The organism is Bradyrhizobium sp. 22 (assembly GCF_000482425.1).
GTDB classification, from domain to species: domain Bacteria; phylum Pseudomonadota; class Alphaproteobacteria; order Rhizobiales; family Xanthobacteraceae; genus Bradyrhizobium; species Bradyrhizobium japonicum_B.
This window is the reverse complement of the sequence record NZ_KI519399.1, coordinates 550,216-570,197: the sequence shown is the minus strand read 5'-3', so window position 1 is coordinate 570,197 and position 19,982 is coordinate 550,216. Positions and strand designations below refer to the sequence as shown.

15 protein-coding genes and 1 pseudogene are annotated in these 19,982 nt (G+C 64.8%); 12 read left to right on the top strand and 4 right to left on the bottom strand.

The window, feature by feature from the left end:
- From nusA to pnp, 7 genes are all read left to right on the top strand, one after another.
- A complete protein-coding gene (gene nusA, locus K410_RS0104020) occupies positions 1–1,611 on the top strand; it encodes a transcription termination factor NusA (protein WP_028133646.1) in 1,611 nt (536 codons plus the stop codon).
- Positions 1,612–1,689: 78 nt separating this feature from the next.
- Positions 1,690–2,373, top strand: a complete 684-nt coding sequence (locus K410_RS0104015; protein WP_028133645.1) for an RNA-binding protein — start codon at positions 1,690–1,692, stop codon at positions 2,371–2,373.
- Between the two features lie 70 nt (positions 2,374–2,443).
- Entirely contained in the window at positions 2,444–5,143 is a 2,700-nt protein-coding gene (gene infB, locus K410_RS0104010; protein ID WP_028133644.1) for a translation initiation factor IF-2, read from the top strand.
- Between the two features lie 154 nt (positions 5,144–5,297).
- On the top strand, positions 5,298–5,732 hold the full coding sequence (gene rbfA / locus K410_RS0104005) for a 30S ribosome-binding factor RbfA (RefSeq protein WP_028133643.1): 435 nt from the start codon (positions 5,298–5,300) through the stop codon (positions 5,730–5,732).
- Complete coding sequence (truB, locus tag K410_RS0104000) at positions 5,729–6,862, top strand: tRNA pseudouridine(55) synthase TruB (RefSeq protein WP_028133642.1); 1,134 nt, start codon at positions 5,729–5,731, stop codon at positions 6,860–6,862. Before rbfA ends, truB begins: the two co-directional genes overlap by 4 nt.
- Positions 6,863–6,864: 2 nt before the next feature.
- Entirely contained in the window at positions 6,865–7,134 is a 270-nt protein-coding gene (gene rpsO, locus K410_RS0103995) for a 30S ribosomal protein S15 (protein WP_028133641.1), read from the top strand.
- A 469-nt stretch (positions 7,135–7,603) separates the two neighbouring features.
- Complete coding sequence (gene pnp / locus K410_RS0103985; protein WP_028133640.1) at positions 7,604–9,760, top strand: polyribonucleotide nucleotidyltransferase; 2,157 nt, start codon at positions 7,604–7,606, stop codon at positions 9,758–9,760.
- 213 nt (positions 9,761–9,973) lie between these two features.
- On the opposite strand, the gene katG is transcribed toward pnp, so the two are convergent.
- A complete protein-coding gene (gene katG / locus K410_RS0103980) occupies positions 9,974–12,139 on the bottom strand; it encodes a catalase/peroxidase HPI (RefSeq protein ID WP_028133639.1) in 2,166 nt (721 codons plus the stop codon).
- Between the two features lie 114 nt (positions 12,140–12,253).
- Here katG and K410_RS0103975 point away from each other — a divergent pair, with 114 nt between their 5' ends.
- The 5 genes and pseudogenes from K410_RS0103975 (at position 12,254) to K410_RS0103955 (ending at position 15,639) form a co-directional block, all read left to right on the top strand.
- Positions 12,254–13,180 carry a hydrogen peroxide-inducible genes activator gene (locus K410_RS0103975; RefSeq protein WP_028133638.1) on the top strand — a complete coding sequence of 309 codons (927 nt, stop codon included), beginning with the start codon at positions 12,254–12,256 and terminating at the stop codon, positions 13,178–13,180.
- 6 nt (positions 13,181–13,186) lie between these two features.
- A pseudogene (locus K410_RS0103970) lies at positions 13,187–13,648 on the top strand (GNAT family N-acetyltransferase).
- An 86-nt stretch (positions 13,649–13,734) separates the two neighbouring features.
- Positions 13,735–14,568 carry a hypothetical protein gene (locus tag K410_RS0103965; protein ID WP_028133637.1) on the top strand — a complete coding sequence of 278 codons (834 nt, stop codon included), beginning with the start codon at positions 13,735–13,737 and terminating at the stop codon, positions 14,566–14,568.
- 38 nt (positions 14,569–14,606) lie between these two features.
- On the top strand, positions 14,607–14,930 hold the full coding sequence (locus K410_RS36465; protein ID WP_245269322.1) for a hypothetical protein: 324 nt from the start codon (positions 14,607–14,609) through the stop codon (positions 14,928–14,930).
- 112 nt (positions 14,931–15,042) lie between these two features.
- Positions 15,043–15,639 (top strand): glutathione S-transferase family protein, encoded by a 597-nt coding sequence (locus K410_RS0103955; protein WP_028133636.1) that lies wholly within the window; start codon positions 15,043–15,045, stop codon positions 15,637–15,639.
- A gap of 10 nt (positions 15,640–15,649) precedes the next feature.
- On the opposite strand, the gene K410_RS0103950 is transcribed toward K410_RS0103955, so the two are convergent.
- The 3 genes from K410_RS0103950 to fabB form a co-directional block, all read right to left on the bottom strand.
- Positions 15,650–17,659, bottom strand: a complete 2,010-nt coding sequence (locus K410_RS0103950; RefSeq protein WP_433994194.1) for an autotransporter family protein — start codon at positions 17,657–17,659, stop codon at positions 15,650–15,652.
- Positions 17,660–17,787: 128 nt separating this feature from the next.
- Entirely contained in the window at positions 17,788–18,588 is an 801-nt protein-coding gene (gene fabI / locus K410_RS0103945; RefSeq protein ID WP_028133634.1) for an enoyl-ACP reductase FabI, read from the bottom strand.
- A 165-nt stretch (positions 18,589–18,753) separates the two neighbouring features.
- On the bottom strand, positions 18,754–19,977 hold the full coding sequence (gene fabB, locus K410_RS0103940) for a beta-ketoacyl-ACP synthase I (protein ID WP_028133633.1): 1,224 nt from the start codon (positions 19,975–19,977) through the stop codon (positions 18,754–18,756).
- Positions 19,978–19,982: the final 5 nt, after the last annotated feature.

Genomic DNA, 19,982 nt, shown 5'->3' with positions numbered 1-19,982 from the left:
ATGGCAGTCAGCGCCAATCGACTTGAATTGCTCCAGATCGCCGACGCCGTTGCGCGCGAGAAATCGATCGACCGCGGTATCGTCATCGCGGCGATGGAGGACGCCATCGCCAAGGCCGCGCGCGCCCGTTACGGCAGCGAGACCGACGTTCACGCCGAGATCGACCCGAAGAAGGGCGAGCTGCGGCTGTCGCGCCACATGCTGGTGGTCGACAAGGTCGAAAATCATTCCAACCAGATCTCGCTGGTCGACGCGCAGCGCGCCAATCCTGGTGCCCAGGTCGGCGACACCATCGCCGACACCCTGCCGCCGCTGGAATATGGCCGTATCGCCGCGCAATCGGCCAAGCAGGTGATCGTGCAGAAGGTGCGCGAGGCCGAACGCGACCGGCAATACCAGGAATTCAAGGACCGCATCGGCGACATCGTCAACGGCGTCGTCAAGCGCGTCGAATATGGCAGCGTGATCGTCGATCTCGGCCGCGGCGAAGCCATCATCCGCCGCGACGAGATGCTGCCGCGCGAAGTGTTCCGCAACGGCGACCGCGTCCGCGCCTACATCTTCGACGTCCGCCGCGAAACCCGCGGCCCGCAGATCTTCCTCTCCCGCACCCATCCGCAGTTCATGGCGAAGCTGTTCGCGCAGGAAGTGCCGGAGATCTACGACGGCATCGTCGAGATCAAGGCGGTCGCCCGCGATCCGGGCTCGCGCGCGAAAATCGGCGTGATTTCCCGCGATTCCTCGGTCGATCCGGTCGGCGCCTGCGTCGGCATGCGCGGCTCGCGCGTGCAGGCCGTGGTGAACGAATTGCAGGGCGAGAAGATCGACATCATCCCCTGGTCGCCTGACATCGCGACCTTCGTGGTCAACGCGCTGGCGCCGGCCGAAGTGTCCAAGGTCGTCATCGACGAAGACCGCGAGCGCATCGAGGTCGTCGTGCCCGACACCAACAACCAGCTTTCGCTGGCGATCGGCCGCCGCGGCCAGAACGTGCGTCTGGCCTCGCAGCTCACCGGCTGGGACATCGACATCCTGACCGAGCAGGAGGAATCGGAGCGCCGCCAGGCCGACTTCGAGAACTCCACCCGCGTCTTCATGGAATCGCTCAACGTCGACGAAGTGGTCGGCCAATTGCTGGCGTCCGAGGGCTTCACCTCGGTCGAGGAACTCGCCATGGTGGACCTCAAGGAGCTCGCCAGCATCGAGGGCTTCGACGAGGAGACCGCGCAGGAGCTCCAGAGCCGTGCCCGCGAGTATCTCGAGCAGCAGGAAGCCGAGATCGAGGCGAGGCGCAAGGAGCTCGGTGTCGAGGACGCCGTCAAGGACGTGCCCGGCGTCACCTCCAAGATGCTGGTGAAGTTCGGCGAGAACGACATCAAGACGGTCGAGGACCTCGCCGGCTGCGCCACCGACGATCTGGTCGGCTGGACCGAGCGCAAGGAAGGCGGCGAGCCCACCAAGCATCCGGGCGCGCTCGACGGCATCGATATCTCCCGCGACGATGCCGAAGCGATGATCATGCAGGCCCGCGTCAAGGCCGGCTGGATCACCGAGGCCGATCTCGCCAAGCCCACCGAGGAGGCTGAGGCGACCGAAGATCAGCCGGCTTGAGACGTGTTTCAGCGAAAGCGGAGGCCGGTCTTGCCTAGAGAACACACGATTTAGAAGGCGAAGGAGGATGTCGCCCGGATGCTCGCCAATATTGACAGCGAACTCGACCATGGACCGCGGACCGAAAGGTCCGCGACCATGCGGATGTGCGCTGTCAGTCGGCAGGTCCGGCCGATCGATGAGCTGATCCGCTTCGTCATTTCGCCGCAGGGCGAGGTAGTTCCGGATCTCAAGCGCAAGCTGCCCGGACGCGGCATGTGGCTCACGGCCTCCCGCGGGGTGGTTGCGGAAGCGGTACGGCGTCACCAGTTTAGCAAGGCCTTCAAGCGCGAGCTGCGGCCTCCTCAGACGCTTCCTGCCGACATCGAGACACTCCTGGTTCGGAGCGTGACGGAAGCCCTTGGGATCGCCGCCAAGGCCGGCCAGATCGTGACTGGGTTCGGCAAGGTCGAGAGCGCCCTGAAGGAAGGCACGGTCGAGGTCCTGATCCACGCCAGCGACGGGGCCGCGGACGGAATCCGCAAATTGGACATGCTGGCACGTCAAAATGCCGGGAATCGCGGCGCCAAGCCGCAGATTCCCGTCGTCACCGCGCTGAAATCGGTAGAATTGGATTTGGCACTGACCCGGTCAAATGTGATACATGCTGCCGTGCTCGCGGGCCCGGCGAGCAAGTCATTCCTGTCACGTAGCCAGATGCTGGTCCGATACCGGATGGCGGACGATGACAAGACTGCCGAAGAGCACGGCCAGGATTTCTGAGAGACAACGACGACCCAATTGGACGGTGCGGCAACGCACAACACTGATAAATCAGGATTAGGACTGCTGAATGGTTGATACCAAGACCCCTGGCGACAAGAAGCTGAGCGTTCCGAGCAAGACGCTATCGCTCAAGCCGCGCGTCGAAACGGGCACTGTGCGCCAGAGCTTCAGCCATGGCCGCAGCAAGCAGGTCGTGGTCGAGAAGCGCGGCAAGCGCCGCATCGACGGCACCCCCGAGCCGCAGGCTGCCGAGGTGGCGAAGCCCGCGCCGGCCGCGCCCACGCCCGCCCCGTCGCGTCCCGCGCCGCCGCGCAACGCCGGCTCCGGCGTGGTACTGCGCACGCTGACCGAGGACGAGCGCTCCGCCCGCGCCAGCGCGCTGGCCGATGCCAAGGTGCGCGAAGTCGAAGAGCGCCGCCAGGCCGAGGAAGAGGCCCAGCGCCGCGCGGTCCGCGAAGCCGCCGAACGCGCCGAGCGCGAGGCCGCCGAATCCCGCCGCAAGGCCGAGGAAGAGCGCCACCGCCACGAGGACGAGGCCAAGCGCAAGGCCGAGACCGAGGCCAAGAAGCGTTTCGGCGAAGGCGAGCAGCCGCAATCCGCCCCGCGCGCCGCCGCGGCGGCCCCGGCCGCTGCAACGTCGCGGCCCGGAGCGCCCGCAGCGCGAACCGGAACTGCGACAGCACGCCCGGGAACGACGACCGCGCGCCCCGGAACTAGCACGCAGCGGCCAGCCGGCGGACCGCTCGGTCGCGCCCCTGCGGTCGCCGCCGGACCCGACGAGGACGATGGTCCGCGCCAGATCCGTCGCGGTCCCGGCGGCGCCGCGCGTCCTGCGGCGGCTCCCAAGACCACCCACAAGCCCGGCCCGCAGAAAGAGCGCGGCCGCCTGACGGTCGTCACCGCGCTCAACGCCGACGAAGTCCGCGAGCGCTCGATCGCCTCGTTCCGCCGCCGCACCCAGCGCCTGAAGGGCCACGCCTCGAACGAGCCCAAGGAGAAGCTGATCCGCGAGGTGGTCATCCCGGAAGCGATCACCATCCAGGAACTCGCCAACCGCATGGCCGAACGCGCGGTCGACGTCATCCGCATGCTGATGAAGCAGGGCGCGATGCACAAGATCACCGACGTGATCGACGCCGACACCGCGCAGCTGATCGCGGAAGAGCTGGGGCACACCGTCAAGCGCGTTGCCGCATCGGACGTCGAGGAAGGCCTGTTCGACACCGTCGACGATTCCACCGACACCGAGACGCGCTCGCCCGTGGTGACCGTGATGGGTCACGTCGACCACGGCAAGACCTCGCTGCTAGATGCGCTCCGTCACGCCAACGTCGTCTCCGGCGAAGCCGGCGGCATCACCCAGCATATCGGCGCCTATCAGGTGGTATCGCCCGAGAGCGGCAAGAAGATCACCTTCATCGACACGCCCGGCCACGCCGCGTTCACCGCGATGCGCGCCCGCGGCGCCAAGGTCACCGACATCGTCGTGCTGGTGGTCGCGGCCGACGACGGCGTGATGCCGCAGACGGTCGAAGCCATCAATCACGCCAAGGCTGCGCGCGTGCCGATCATCGTTGCCATCAACAAGATCGACAAGCCCGACGCCAAGCCGGAGCGCGTGCGCACCGAGCTGCTCCAGCACGAGGTGCAGGTCGAATCCTTCGGCGGCGACGTCGTCGACGTCGAGGTGTCCGCCAAGAACAAGACCAATCTCGACAAGCTGCTCGAGATGATCGCGCTCCAGGCCGACATCCTCGACCTCAAGACCAATTCGGAACGACCGGCCGAGGGCACCGTGATCGAGGCCAAGCTCGACCGCGGCCGCGGCCCGGTCGCGACCGTGCTGGTTCAGCGCGGCACGCTCCGGGTCGGCGACATCATCGTCGCTGGCGCCGAGATGGGCCGCGTCCGCGCGCTGATCTCCGATCAGGGCGAGACCGTGCAGGAGGCCGGTCCCTCGGTGCCGGTCGAAGTGCTCGGCTTCAACGGTCCGCCGGAAGCCGGCGATCGTCTCGCCGTGGTCGAGAACGAAGCCCGCGCCCGCCAGGTCACCAGCTACCGCGCGCACCAGAAGCGCGAGAACGCGGCGGCCTCGATCTCCGGCATGCGCGGCTCGCTCGAGCAGATGATGTCGCAATTGAAGACCGCGGGCCGCAAGGAATTCCCGCTGATCATCAAGGCCGACGTGCAGGGCTCGCTGGAAGCGATCCTCGGCTCGCTGGAGAAGCTCGGCACCGACGAAGTCGCAGCCCGCATCCTGCATGCCGGCGTCGGCGGCATCTCGGAATCCGACGTGACGCTGGCGGAAGGCTTCAACGCCGCGATCATCGGCTTCTCGGTTCGTGCCAACAAGGAAGCCGCTGCGGCCGCCAAGCGCAACGGCATCGAGATCCGCTACTACAACATCATCTACGATCTCGTGGACGACGTGAAGAAGGCGATGAGCGGCCTGCTCGCGCCGACCTTGCGCGAAACCATGCTCGGCAACGCCGCGATCCTGGAGATCTTCAACATCTCCAAGGTCGGCAAGGTCGCGGGCTGCCGCGTCACCGACGGTACCGTGGAACGCGGCGCCAATGTGCGCCTGATCCGCGACAACGTCGTCGTGCACGAGGGCAAGCTGTCGACGCTGAAGCGCTTCAAGGACGAGGTGAAGGAAGTCCAGTCCGGTCAGGAATGCGGCATGGCCTTCGAGAACTACCACGACATGCGTGCCGGTGACGTGATCGAGTGTTACCGCGTGGAGACGATCCAGCGCTCCCTGTAAGTCCAAATCTTACCGAAGCGCCCGGATCTTTTTGAACTGAAATTGCGGGAGTGCGGTGGCCGGATTTTTCCGGCCATCCACCCCTCTTCGTTTCAACAGGACAAATGACGATGCCCGTGCCCCGAGCACGGGCATGACGAGGTGATTTCGAGAAATGCCACGCCATCATCAGAAAAAGAGTTCCGCACCCGGCGGCGGCTCGCAACGCCAGTTGCGCGTCGGCGAGCAGGTTCGCCACGCGATGGCCGATATTCTGGCGCAAGGCAACGTGCATGATGCGGATCTCGAAGGTCACATCATCACCGTGCCGGAGGTGCGGATGTCGCCCGACCTGAAGCTCGCAACGGTCTACGTGATGCCGCTCGGTGGCCGCGACACCGAGGTCGTCCTCGCTGCGCTCGCACGCAACAAGAAGTTCCTGCGCGGCGAAGTCGCGCGGCGCGTTAACCTGAAATTTGCACCCGACATTCGCTTCCGCGTCGACGAACGATTCGACGAAGCGGAACGGATCGAGAAGCTTTTGCGAACACCTGCGGTGCAGAAGGATCTGGAACAGGATCCGGCGACGGATCGGGAAGAAGAACGATGACGATGGACCCGGCTCACGACACGATCAGCGGCGAACAGGCCGATCAGCGCGACGTGCAGAAAAATAATCTTGCGGACGATAATTTCGCAGGCTTGGGCGGCAATTCCGAGCCGCATCACGAGCCGCGCCGCGTCAACAACGATCCGCGCGCCAAGCAGCAGAAGGGCAATCAGGTCCGCCGCGACCGGCGCGACGTCCACGGCTGGGTCGTGCTCGACAAGCCGATCGGCATGACCTCGACGCAGGCGGTTGCGGTGCTCAAGCGTCTGTTCAACGCCAAGCGCGCCGGCCACGCCGGCACGCTCGATCCGCTCGCCTCGGGGGGCTTGCCGATCGCGCTCGGGGAGGCCACCAAGACCGTGCCCTTCGTCATGGATGGGCGCAAGCGCTACCAGTTCACGGTGTGCTGGGGCGAGGAGCGCGACACCGACGACATCGAGGGCCGGGTGACTGCGACCTCGGACCAGCGCCCGAGCCGGGAGGCCATCCTGGCCCTGCTGCCCCGTTTCACCGGGGTGATCGAGCAGATCCCGCCGCGCTATTCCGCGATCAAGGTCCAGGGCGAGCGCGCCTACGATCTCGCCCGCGACGGCGAGGTCGTGGAACTGGCCCCCCGCCCGGTCGAAATTCACCATTTAACCCTTGTGGATCAACCGGATAACGACCACGCCGTGTTCGAGGCCGAATGCGGCAAGGGCACCTATGTCCGCGCGCTGGCCCGCGATATGGGCCGGATTCTCGGCACTTTTGGCCATATCTGCGCGCTCAGGCGGACCCTGGTCGGCCCATTTGGCGAAAACGACATGATTCCACTGGATCAGCTGGAGGCTTTGTGCGATAGAGCCGCGTCCGGCGAGGGCAGCCTCGCCGACGCGCTTTTGCCCGTTGAGACCGCGCTGGACGACATCCCGGCACTGGCCGTCACTCGGGCTGATGCGGCAAGGCTCCATCGGGGCCAGGCCGTTTTGTTGCGCGGACGGGATGCGCCCACTTGTAGCGGCACAGTCTATGTCACGGTGGCAGGCCGGCTTCTCGCGCTTGCCGAAGTCGGCAATGGCGAAATCATCCCCAAGCGTGTGTTCAACCTGACCGGCCTGACTGCCAGCCCCGGTCGCAACGAGAGAAATTGACGATGTCGATTGCCGCAGAACGCAAAGCGGAAGTCATCAAGACGAATGCCACCAAAGCCGGCGACACCGGCTCGCCCGAGGTTCAGGTCGCGATCCTGTCGGAACGCATCAACAACCTCACCAGCCATTTCAAGACCCACGTGAAGGACAACCATTCGCGTCGCGGCCTCTTGAAGCTGGTCTCGACCCGCCGCTCGCTCCTCGACTATCTCAAGAAGAAGGACGAGGCGCGGTACAAGGCGCTGCTCGAGAAGCACAATATTCGTCGTTAAGAGTTCCTGCGCGCGCCCTTGGCGCGCGTTTTCGCACGCGGTTTCGAACGAAGGCGCTTATTTTAAGCTTTTTTTGATCGAGGCTGCGCGCGCGTCGAATGCGGGCCCAAAGCGCGATAAGAATCGCACTTTGGTTGGTCGTTTGAGCATGATCTTTACGGAAGACCGCTTCACGCTTTTCCGGATCATGCTCGAGTGACGGCCGGCATCCGGGGCATGAAGGGCGAAGACCGAAGGTTCGGTGTTCGCGTTCGTGCCGACTGAAAGTCCAGCAGCAATCCGGCGGCTGGGCACAACGGGCAAGGCGCCCGTATGACCCGAAAGGATGGACGCCATCCGACATCCAAAAACCATGGCAGGATCGCAGGACGCTGATCATCCGCTCCGATCAGCGTCCCGCAATCTTGCGCATGGTTTTTGTTTTTCGAGAGCCGTCCCCTCTTTCGAGAACCCATGAAAGAAGACCTCTATGTTCAATAAGCATTCAGTCGAGATCGACTGGGGCGGACGCCCTCTCAAGCTTGAAACCGGCAAGATCGCCCGCCAAGCCGACGGCGCCGTCGTCGCCACCTATGGCGAGACCGTGGTGCTTGCCACCGTCGTCGCGGCGAAGGCGCCGCGCGAAGGCGTCGACTTCCTGCCCCTGACCGTCGACTACCAGGAGAAGACCTACGCCGCGGGCCGCATTCCCGGCGGCTATTTCAAGCGCGAGGGCCGTCCGACCGAGAAGGAGACGCTGGTCTCCCGCCTGATCGACCGTCCGATCCGCCCGCTGTTCGTCGACGGCTGGCGCAACGAGACCCAGGTGATCGCCACCGTGCTGTCGCACGACATGGAGAACGACCCCGATATCGTCGCGCTGGTGGCTTCGTCCGCTGCGCTGACCTTGTCCGGCGCGCCGTTCAAGGGCCCGATCGGCGCCGCCCGCGTCGGCTTCGTCAATGACGAGTATGTGCTCAACCCGACGCTCGACGAGATGGTCGACACCCAGCTCGACCTCGTCGTCGCCGGCACCGCCGACGCCGTCCTGATGGTGGAATCGGAGGCCAAGGAGCTGAACGAAGACATCATGCTCGGCGCAGTGATGTTCGGTCACCGCCACTTCCAGCCGGTGATCAACGCCATCATCGAGCTGGCCGAGAAGGCCGCCAAGGAGCCGCGCGAAGTCACCGTCATCGACAATGCCGCGCTCGAGAAGGAAATGCTCGGCCTCGTCGAGCAGGAGCTGCGCGCCGCCTACGCCATTCCGATCAAGCAGGATCGCTACGCCGCGGTCGGCAAGGTCAAGGAAAAGGTGATCGCCCACTACTTCCCCGAAGGGCAGGAGCCGAAATACGACAAGCTGCGCATCGGCGCCGTGTTCAAGGAGCTCGAGGCCAAGATCGTTCGCTGGAACATCCTCGACACCGGCAAGCGCATCGACGGCCGCGACAGCAAGACCGTGCGCAACATCGTCGCCGAAGTCGGCGTGCTGCCCCGCGCCCACGGCTCGGCGCTGTTCACCCGCGGCGAGACCCAGGGCCTGGTCGTCACCACGCTCGGCACCGGCGAGGACGAGCAGTACATCGACGCGCTGTCGGGAACGTACAAGGAAACATTCCTGCTGCACTACAACTTCCCTCCCTACTCGGTCGGCGAGACCGGCCGCCTCGGCGGCACCAAGCGCCGTGAGATCGGCCACGGCAAGCTGGCGTGGCGCGCGATCCACCCGGTGCTGCCGCCGCATCACGAGTTCCCCTACACGATCCGCGTGGTCTCGGAGATCACCGAATCCAACGGCTCCTCGTCGATGGCTTCGGTCTGCGGCGCCTCGCTCGCGCTGATGGACGCCGGCGTGCCGTTGAAGCGGCCGACCGCGGGCATCGCGATGGGCCTGATCCTCGAAGACAAGCGCTTCGCGGTTCTCTCGGACATCCTCGGTGACGAAGACCATCTCGGCGACATGGACTTCAAGGTGGCCGGCACCGAAGCGGGCATCACCTCGCTCCAGATGGACATCAAGATCGAGGGCATCACCGAAGAGATCATGAAGGTGGCGCTCGGCCAGGCCAAGGAAGGTCGGATCCACATCCTCGGCGAGATGGCGAAGGCGCTCACCAATGCGCGCGCCGAGCTCGGCGAATACGCGCCGCGCATCGAGACCTTCAAGATCGCCACCGACAAGATCCGCGAAGTGATCGGCACCGGCGGCAAGGTGATCCGCGAGATCGTCGAGAAGACCGGCGCCAAGGTCAACATCGAGGACGACGGCACCGTGAAGGTCGCCTCCAGCGATGGCGAGGCGATGAAGGCCGCGATCAAGTGGATCAAGTCGATCGCATCTGATCCGGAAGTCGGTCAGATCTACGACGGCACCGTGGTCAAGGTGATGGAGTTCGGCGCCTTCGTGAACTTCTTCGGCTCCAAGGACGGCCTCGTTCACATCAGCCAGCTCGCGGCCAACCGCGTGCAGAAGACCTCCGACGTCGTCAAGGAAGGCGACAAGGTCAAGGTCAAGCTGCTCGGCTTCGACGACCGCGGCAAGACCCGCCTGTCGATGAAGGTGGTCGATCAGGTTACCGGCGAAGATCTCGAAGGCAAGGGCGGCGAGGGCGAGAAGGCCCCGCGCGAAGCCGCCGGCGAGTAAGCTCCCGCACCATCGCTAGAAACACGAAGGGCGGCCGAGAGGCCGCCCTTTTTGTTTGTGTTCGCTCCGGGCGATCCGCGCTCCCTCTCCCGCTTGCGGGAGAGGGTCGGGGAGAGGGCTGCTTCCTCAGAGAGATTCCCAATGAGGTGAGAGCCCTCACCCGGATCGCTGCGCGATCCGACCTCTCCCGCAAGCGGGAGAGGTGAACCGGCCTCACGCCACGATGTCGTAGCGATCGAGGTTCATCACCTTGGTCCAGGCCTTGGCGAAGTCAGTCACGAACTTCTCCTTGGCGTCCGAGGTGGCATAGACCTCGGCGAAGGCGCGGAGCTGCGAGTGCGCGCCGAAGATCAGATCGACGCGCGTTCCCGTCCACTTCACCGCATTGGTCTTGCGGTCGCGGGCCTCGTAGCTGCCGTCGGCGCCCGGCGTCCACTGCGCACTCATGTCGAGCAGGTTGACGAAGAAGTCGTTGCTGAGCGTACCCACCTTCGACGTGAAGACGCCATGCTTCGAACCGTTCGCATTGGCGCCGAGCACGCGCAGGCCGCCGAGCAGCACGGTCATCTCCGGACCGGTCAGCCTCAGGAGCTGCGCACGATCGACCAGCGCCTCCTCCTGCTGCATGAACTGATGCCGCTTGCCGATATAGTTGCGGAAGCCATCGGCGCGCGGCTCGAGCGGTGCAAAAGATTCCGCATCGGTCTGCTCCTGCGAAGCATCCATGCGGCCCGGCGTGAAGCCGACCTTGACGTCCACGCCGGCATCCTTCGCCGCCTTCTCGACCGCGGCGGTGCCGCCGAGGACGATGAGATCCGCCAGCGAAACCTTCTTCGCGCCCGACGAGGCGTTGAAGTCCTTCTGGATCGCCTCGAGCTTGCCGAGCACCTTCGACAGCTGCGCCGGCTCGTTCACCTCCCAGTCCTTCTGCGGAGCCAGGCGAATGCGCGCGCCGTTGGCGCCGCCGCGCTTGTCCGAGCCGCGGAACGTCGAGGCCGACGCCCAGGCGGTCGAGACCAGCTCCGACACCGACAGGCCCGACGCCAGGATCTTGCTCTTCAGCGCAGCGATGTCCTGCTCGCTGACGAGCTCGTGGTTCACGGCCGGAATCGGATCCTGCCAGATCAGCGTCTCCTTCGGCACCAGCGGGCCGAGATAGCGCTGGATCGGACCCATGTCGCGATGGGTGAGCTTGAACCAGGCGCGGGCAAAGGCGTCCGCGAACTGGTCCGGGTGCTCTAGGAAGCGCCGCGAGATCTTCTCATAGATCGGGTCGAAACGCAGCGAGAGGTCGGTCGTCAGCATCGTCGGCCGATGCTTCTTCGACGGATCGAACGCGTCCGGAATGATCGCCTCGGCGTTCTTGGCGGTCCATTGCTGCGCGCCAGCCGGGCTCTTGGTCAGCTCCCACTCGAAATTGAACAGGTTCTCGAAGAAATTGTTGCTCCACCTCGTCGGCGTCGTCGTCCATGTCACCTCGAGGCCGCTGGTGATGGCATCGCCGGAGTGACCCGACGCGTGCTTGCTCTTCCAGCCGAGGCCCTGATCCTCCAGCGCGCCCGCTTCCGGCTCCGGTCCGACCAGCGAGGGATCGCCCGCGCCGTGGGTCTTGCCGAAGCTGTGGCCGCCGGCGATCAGCGCCACGGTCTCCTCGTCGTTCATCGCCATGCGGGCGAAGGTCTCGCGGATGTCCTTGGCCGCGGCGACCGGATCCGGCTTGCCGTTGGGGCCTTCCGGATTGACGTAGATGAGACCCATCTGCACCGCGCCGAGCGGCTCGGCGAGCTGGCGTTCACCGCTGTAGCGCTCATCGCCGAGCCAGGTGCCCTCGGGACCCCAATACAGCTCTTCCGGCTCCCAGACGTCGGCGCGGCCGCCGGCGAAACCGAAGGTCTTGAAGCCCATCGATTCCAGCGCGACGTTGCCGGCGAGCACCATCAGGTCGGCCCAGGACAGCTTGCGGCCGTATTTCTGCTTGATCGGCCACAGCAGGCGGCGCGCCTTGTCGAGATTGGCGTTGTCGGGCCAGCTGTTGAGCGGTGCAAAACGCTGCTGACCGGCGCCGGCGCCACCACGGCCGTCGGTGATGCGATAGGTGCCCGCGCTGTGCCAGGCCATGCGGATCATGAGGCCGCCGTAATGACCGAAATCGGCCGGCCACCATTCCTGCGAATCCGTCATCAGCGCGGTCAGGTCCTTGATCACCGCGTTGAGATCGAGCGACTTGAACTCCTTGGCGTAGTCGAAGTCCTTCCCCATCGGATCGGACTTGTCGGAATTCTTGTGCAGCACCTCGATATTGAGCTGCGTCGGCCACCAGTCGCGGTTCACGCGCGTGGGTTTTCCGCCCGAAAACGGGCACTTCGAAGTGTCGTCCATGAATACCTCCTCTGGTGGCGTCGAACTCGCGCCTTTGACCAGGTAGAACCACTCTAAGCGCCGCGTTCGATCAGGGGAAGTTGACTTTAATGATCGCTGCAATAAGATTTGCTGATGCTGAACGTGACGCTCCGCCAGCTCCGGTATTTCGATGCGCTGGCGCGTCATGGCCATTTCGGCCGCGCGGCCGAGGCCTGCTCCATCTCGCAGCCGGCCTTGTCGATGCAGATCAAGGAGTTGGAGGAGGCGCTGGGCGGGCTGCTGCTGGAGCGCAGCGCGCGCCAGGTGGCGCTGACCCGGTTCGGCGAGGAGCTTTCCCAGCGCGTCCGTGACATTCTGCGTTCGGTCGATGAGCTCGGCGACTTCGCCCGCGCCTCGCAGGACCGGTTTGCCGGCCGCTTGCGCATCGGCATGATCCCGACCATCGCGCCTTACCTGCTGCCCACGATTACCAAGAATCTCACGCGCCTGCATCCGGAGCTCGATATCCGCGTGCGCGAGACCATGACGCCGCGGCTGATCCAGGAGCTGGTGGAGGGGCGGCTCGACACCGCCATCGTCGCGTTGCCGGTGTCGGAGACCTCGCTCACCGAGGTCGCCCTGTTCGAGGAAAAATTCCTGCTGGTCCGGCCGGGCTCCGATGAGGGGACGCCGGCCCCCTCGCGCGAGATGATGCGCGAGATGCGGCTGCTATTGCTCGAAGAGGGTCACTGCTTCCGCGATCAGGCGCTGTCGTTCTGCAACATGCAGTCGGCGCCGCCGCGCGAGATGCTCGATGCCAACTCGCTGTCGACGCTGGTGCAGATGGTCAGCGCCGGCATCGGCGTGACGCTGATCCCGGAGATGGCAGTGCCGGTGGAGACGCGATCGGCCTCGGTCTCGCTCGCGCGCTTCCGCGATCCGCAGCCGTCCCGCACCATCGGCATGGTCTGGCGCAAGACCAGCCCGCTGGCCCGGCAGCTGCTGCAAATCTCCGAAGTGGTGTGCCTGTCGGCCGGCAAGGTGCGAGCGCGGCAATCCGTGCGCAGCCAGAGAGCCTAGCGTCCGATGCCGCCTCCGGTCATCCGTCCCGCCGGCGCAGACGAATATGACGAGGTCGGCCGCGTCTGGATGGAGAGCTGGGTCTCGACCGGGCTCGGCGAGGCCAGCGACTTCCTGCTGGCGAACCTGCGCGCGCGCATCCGGCGCGAGATCGAGGACGGCTGGAGCCTGTTCGTCGCCGACGATCGCGGCACCATCGCCGCCATGCTGGCGCTGCATGTGCCGAGGCGCTATCTCGACATGCTCTTCGTCGCGCCCGCCTATTAGGGCCAATCGCTCGGCCGGCAATTGCTCGCCTTCACCCGCACGCAAATGCCGGATGAGATGTATCTGCGTTGCGTCCGCGAGAACGAAAAAGCCTGGCGCTGGTACGAGCGCGAAGGTTTCGTGTTCGAGAAGGAAGAGATCGAGCCGTCAAACGGGTTCGTGATGAAGTGCTACCGGTGGAAGCGGCAGTCGACCGGATAAGCAGTGATCTCCTCATGCAGCTTGCGGTTGTCGCCATCCTAATCTAGGGTGACCGATATTCTCCCGCTGCTGATACCCTGGAATCCATGAGTCGATTTGCTGCTTCCGCGATCGTTCTGCTGTCTTCTCTAACTCTGGCAGCAGCTCAAACTCCTCCTGCAACCACCGCGCCACCGACGCCTCCCTCAAAGCCGACCGTCAAGAAAGCGGCGACGAAGCCGAAAGCTGCGGCAGTCAAACCGGCCGAGCAGATGAACAGCGGTCCGTGCCGTCTCGGCGTAATCTCGGCAATCGGCGAGCATTACTCCGTACAGAAATTCGGCGTGACAATCTTCGAGGCGGAAGCAAAAGAGATCCCGATCGACTGGGGCCTCGATGATCTCGTTTTCGCGCGCGTGCGCGCGGCAGCGAAGAACGATTCTTCGATACGCAGGATCGCTTATCCCAAGGGCGCCTTCGATCCCTTCTATCATGCGAAGGCGATCTTCATCCCGGACCCCAAAGAGACGCTGCCGGTGATCGTGAAGGGGTTCACCGCGAATGCGAATTGCGATCGCTATCTCGTCGCAACCACTTTCAAGACGAAGCTGCCGAACTCGAACATGACGCTGAACGGCATCGGCACCTACAACCAGGGGCTCGGCAGCTTAATTCGGCACTCACACCTTTTCGCCAATATTGCGATCACGCTGATTGACGGCCGCAGCTACGAACAGATCAAGCGCCCCCTTACGGATATCGGCGCGAACCTCGCCACAAGCATGCGTCTGTTTGAAGACCCGATCACGAAGCTCGACAATTCGCTATTCCCAGATCCGCCCGAGACAGCTTCGACCAACGCGGCGTTGCGCGAGAGAACGCGTGCGCTCGTCGTAGAGCGGCTCGACCGGAACCTCCCCGGCTATCTAAAGGAAGAGTAAGCGCTTTTGCCGCCTTCGGCATCCTCAACCAGGATGTGGTGCTCGGGCGTCGCATCTTTCTCCACGCCCTGGCATTTATCCGTATCTTTGACGGGCGCGACTTTGCCATCGTCAGACAGAGCTCTGCGCTGATCAACCTGGATCATTCGCTGGCGATGCAGAGGTTTTTGGGCAAGCTCGTCGGCGGCCCTTATCGCGAGTTGCCCGCAGAGTCGTTTCCAACGCGCCCTGAAGATGCCGCCGCGAGTCCCGAACTGCGCGACGACGTACGCGCCATGTTGGCGGAAATCCTCGATAAGACGCTGCCGCTCTTGCTTGGACTTCGGCCAGCCGCACGCCAAAGCGACACCAGACAACATTGACCCACATGTCGTTTGCGCTGGTTGGCTTCAATCTAGGCGTAGTGCGTTGCGAATGCGCGGCAAACGCGGCATGAATTGCGCGCTGCCTTCTGCCGATGAAAGGTTTCACGCCATGATCAAGCTCTATTGGTCGCCCCGCTCGCGCTCGTTCACGACGCTCTGGCTGATGGAGGAGAGCGGTCTGCCTTACGAGCGGGTGCTGACCGACATTTCGACCGGTGCCCAGAAGACGCCGGATTATTTGAAGATCAATCCGATGGGCAAGGTGCCGGCGCTGACCGACGGCGATGCGGCGCTCGGCGAAGCCGCGGCGATCTGCGCCTACATCGCCGACCGCTATCCAGAGACCAAGCTCGCGCCAGGAGTGACCGATCCACGCCGCGCGCGCTATCTCCAATGGCTGTTTTTCTCGCCGGGCTGCATCGAGCCCGCCATCATCCAGATCTTCACCAAGATCGAGATTCCGACCTCGACCGCGGCCTGGGGCAGCGCCACGCAGGTGTTCGACGTGCTGGAAGCTGCGCTCGCCAAGGGACCGTGGATTCTCGGCGAGGACTTTTCCGCGGCCGACATCGTGGTCGGCTCGGGTCTGAACTTCGCGGTGCGCCTGTTCAAGATGGTGCCGACGCGCCCCGCCTTCGATGCCTATCTGACGCGCTGCGCCGCGCGGCCGGCGTTCCAGCGCGCGGAGAAGATCGCGGCAGGGTGAGACGGCGCGCTTACAATTTGATCTTGAGGACGGCGAGCCCGGACTGCTGAAGCAGTCCGGAGGATGTCGCCGCAAGGCCATAGCGGATGCCGAGGTCAAATCCCTTGCCGTCGGCCGCGACGAGACCCAGCGCGGTCGAATAGATCCAGGGTGACAACGCAAGGCCGTTGGTGACGAAACTGTCGCCGCCGCCGGCGAACGCCGATTTGATCTGCAGTCCCTGGTTCAACGTGTTGTAGCCGACCCCGACATCGCCCGTGAGATGGAGCTGCTTCGTGATCTGGTACGCGCTCTTCAGCCCCGCCGTCAGCGTCAGTTCGCGATAGGTTTGCGACTCCACGTTGAGGCCGAAGCCGCCGGCGCCGCCCTCCTGATACGCGGATGAGCGGACCTCGCCATAGTCCAGCCGCAGCGACGGCGCGATGGCAAGCCCCGGCTCGACCGGAATCAGTTTGCGGATGCCGGCGCCCGCGTGGCCGCTGTAGGAGTGATAGCCGGCGCCGGCCATGCCGTTGATAAAGGTGAGCGAACGGCTCTCGCCATTGTCGTTCTGCGCGCCGTCGATCTGGCCGTCGACCTGAAGGCCGTGGCCGAGCGCATAAGCCCCGTAAAGACCCACCTGATAGGAATCGATGGCGAGCCGGTTCGGGACGGCAGCCTCGCTGCCGGTGACGGCTTGATGCGAATAGGCGAACACGCCGCCGAGCATCGCGCGCGGGGAGATCGCCCCGTCCGCGCCGACGGCAATGCCGCCGCCCGACGCGTTGTAGCCGGGGACGCCGTCGACGCCGCCCTGCCGGATGCTGCCGCCGAGCGGCTTCAGCCAGAAATTCCGCTCTGGCGTGGCGCCTGTGTTCAGCCCGAGCACGTCGTCCAGCCGCCCCGTCATCGCCTGCTGAAACATTCGCTGCGTGGCATAGGTGGCCTGCGATGCGGCGCCGGTGAGGACGGGCAAAGTCTGGTTAACCGCATCGACGAGACCGGTTCCGCTGAGATTGTCGAGCGCGGCGAAGCCGGTTGCCATGCTCCCGGTCCAGCCGAGCGATGTCGCCGACAGGCGATAGAGCATGTCGGCCGCGCCCAAGCCCGCGCGGCTGTTCTGCGCCTGAAGCGTCTCGGCATAGGGGCGCACCAGGGAGATATAGGCGACGCCGCCGGTCGGGTTGCCCGAGAGATCGTAGGTGCTGACGAGCATCTGTGCGCCCGAGGCGTCGCCGCTCGCGGTGCCATAGAGGCTGGCGAGCGTGCCGCGCGAGAGCGTGTTGAACAGGACATTGCCCTCCGGAGTCACAGATCCCAGCAGCGTGAAGTTGGCGGCGGAGCTGCCTGCGGGCGCGACGCCCCCGCCCCAGAAATATCCGTTCTGGTAATTCGTGATGACGAAGCGGCCGGGCGCGGAGGTGCCGAACAACGAATTGCTGGTGATCCGCCACGGCGTGCCTGGCATCCACGCCCATTGCGGGACGGAGTTGGCGGGAACGGGCTGCGAGGCCGGCGGCGTGAAAGTCGCGGGATCGTAGGGCAACATGTAGGCCCAATGAGTCACGAGCACGCTGTCGCCCGTGATCATCTGCATCTCCATCGAGGTCACGCCGCCAATGGTTCTCATGTGACCGAGACCAACGGTCACCGCGCCGCCGGACGTCGGTGTGAACTGCATCGTGATCTGGCCCGCCGTCGTGACAAATCCCTGGATGGTCGAGTTATCGGTGAGAAGCGCGGGCCCTATCTTGAGCTGCGCCACGCTTGTTCCCGTGAACGAGCCGTTGGTCGCGGTCGCGAGCGACCACAGGGTCTGGTCGCCGATCGGAATCGGATTGGAGAAGCCGGCTTTCGGCGACGCATAGGCCAGCAGCTGCGCCGTCGGCACGTACCAATTGGTGTTGGAGAGGGTGGTGTCCCAGATCGCCGATTGTGCCAGGGCCCGCGAACCGCCGCAGAGCAGCATCGCGCCCGCAACGGACGCCAGCGCGCTCGCGCGACCTATCGCATGCAGCCTCGTCGCATGCAGCCTTGGCACGATCCCTCCTCCCGGACCGCAGGAGATACGACCCTGCGGCGCCACCGCGGCAGCATGCATAATTTGGTGATCGAGTCAGCCCCATGATCGTGGGGCGGGAGGAGACCCGTAGAGCCTGTGCTACGAAGCTACTCCGAGGACTTCAGATCGTCGGGCCGCGGCATCAGCACGATGTTGTAGCCGGAATCGACATAGTGGATCTCGCCGGTGACGCCGCCGGACAGATCGGACAGCAGGTACAGCGCCGAGCCGCCGAGCTCGTCGAGCGTGACGCCGCGGCGGAGCGGCGAATGCTTCTGCATGAAGGCAAACATGGCGCGTGCCTCGCCGATGCCCGAGCCCGCGAGCGTGCGGATCGGACCTGCGGAGATCGCGTTGACGCGGATGCCGCGCGGTCCGAAATCCGAGGCGAGATAGCGCACCGAAGCTTCCAGCGCCGCCTTGGCGACGCCCATCACGTTGTAGTTCGGCATCGCGCGCTCGGAGGCGCCGAAGGTCAGCGTGATCATGCTGCCACCCTCGGTCATCAGCTCGGCGGCGCGCTTTGCGACCTCCGTGAACGAGAAGCAGGAGATCACCATCGTGCGCGAAAAGTTCTCGCGGCTGGTGTCGGCGTAGCGGCCCTTCAATTCGTTCTTGTCGGCGAAGCCGATCGCGTGAATGACGAAATCGAGCTTGCCCCATTTGTCGCGCAGCGCGGCGAAGGTGGCATCGACGCTGGCGATGTCCTCGACGTCGCAAGGCAGCACCAGATCGACACCGAGCTGCTCGGCCAGCGGCTTGACGCGCTTGCCCAGGGCTTCGCCCTGGAAGGTGAAGGCGAGCTCGGCGCCGTGGGCATGCAGCGTCTTCGCCATGCCCCAGGCGATCGAATGATCATTGGCGATGCCCATGATCAGACCGCGCTTGCCTTTCATCAGACCTTCCATTGCGAAATTACTCTCCGCTCTTCGTCATGCCCGGGCTTGTCCCGGGCATCCACGCCCTTTGCAGCCGGAACGTAAGACGTGGATGGCCGGAACATCTAGCGCGAAGACGCGCTTCGCGCTCTTGCCCGGCCATGACGAGAAATCACGAACGCGTCGACGACGTCGTCACACATCCATCCGGCTGAACACCAGCGTGGCGTTGGTGCCGCCGAAGCCGAAGGAGTTCGACAGCACGGTGCCGATCTTGACGTTGTCGATGCGCTTGCGCACGATCGGCATGTCGGCAAACACGGGATCGAGCTCCTGGATGTGGGCGCTCTCGCAGATGAAGCCGTTGTTCATCATCAGCAGCGAGTAGATCGCCTCCTGCACGCCGGTGGCGCCCAGCGAGTGGCCGGTCAGCGCCTTGGTCGCCGAGATCGGCGGGCACTTCTCGCCGCTGCCGAACACCCGGCGAAGCGCGTCGATCTCCGGAGGATCGCCGGCCGGCGTCGAGGTCGCATGGGGATTGATGTAATCGACCTTGGTCTTCACCGTCGACATCGCCATGCGCATGCAGCGCTCGGCGCCTTCGCCCGACGGCGCGACCATGTCGTAACCGTCCGAGGTCGCGCCGTAGCCGACGATTTCGCCGTAGATGCGGGCGCCGCGCGCCTTGGCATGCTCGAGCTCTTCCAGCACCAGCACGCCGGCACCGCCGGCGATGACGAAGCCGTCGCGGTTGACGTCGTAGGGACGCGAGGCCGTGGCGGGCGTGTCGTTGTACTTCGACGACATCGCGCCCATGGCGTCGAACAGCACCGACAGCGACCAGTCCAGCTCCTCGCAGCCGCCGGCGAAGATGACGTCCTGCTTGCCGATCTGGATCGTCTCATAGGCATTGCCGACGCAATGATTCGACGTCGCGCAGGCCGAGGAGATCGAGTAGTTCACGCCCTTGATCTTGAACCAGGTCGCAAGCGTCGCGGACGCCGTGGACGACATCGCCTTCGGCACTGCAAACGGCCCGACGCGCTTCGGTCCCTTGGTGCGGGTGATGTCGGCGGCCTCGACGATGGTGCGGGCGGACGGGCCGCCGGAGCCCATGATGATGCCGGTGCGGATGTTGGAGACTTCGTCTGGCGACAGACCGGAATCCTGGATCGCCTGCTCCATCGCGATGTGATTCCACGCCGCGCCCTGACCGAGGAAGCGCATGGCGCGGCGGTCGACCACCGTCGCAGGATCGAGCGTCGGTGCGCCCTGCACCTGCGAACGGAAGCCGAGCTCGGCATATTTCTCAGCCCGAGAAATGCCCGACTTCGCCTCGTGAAGGCTCGCAAGCACTTCCTGGGTGTTGTTTCCGATCGACGAGACGATGCCCATCCCGGTGACCACAACCCGCCTCATGACAG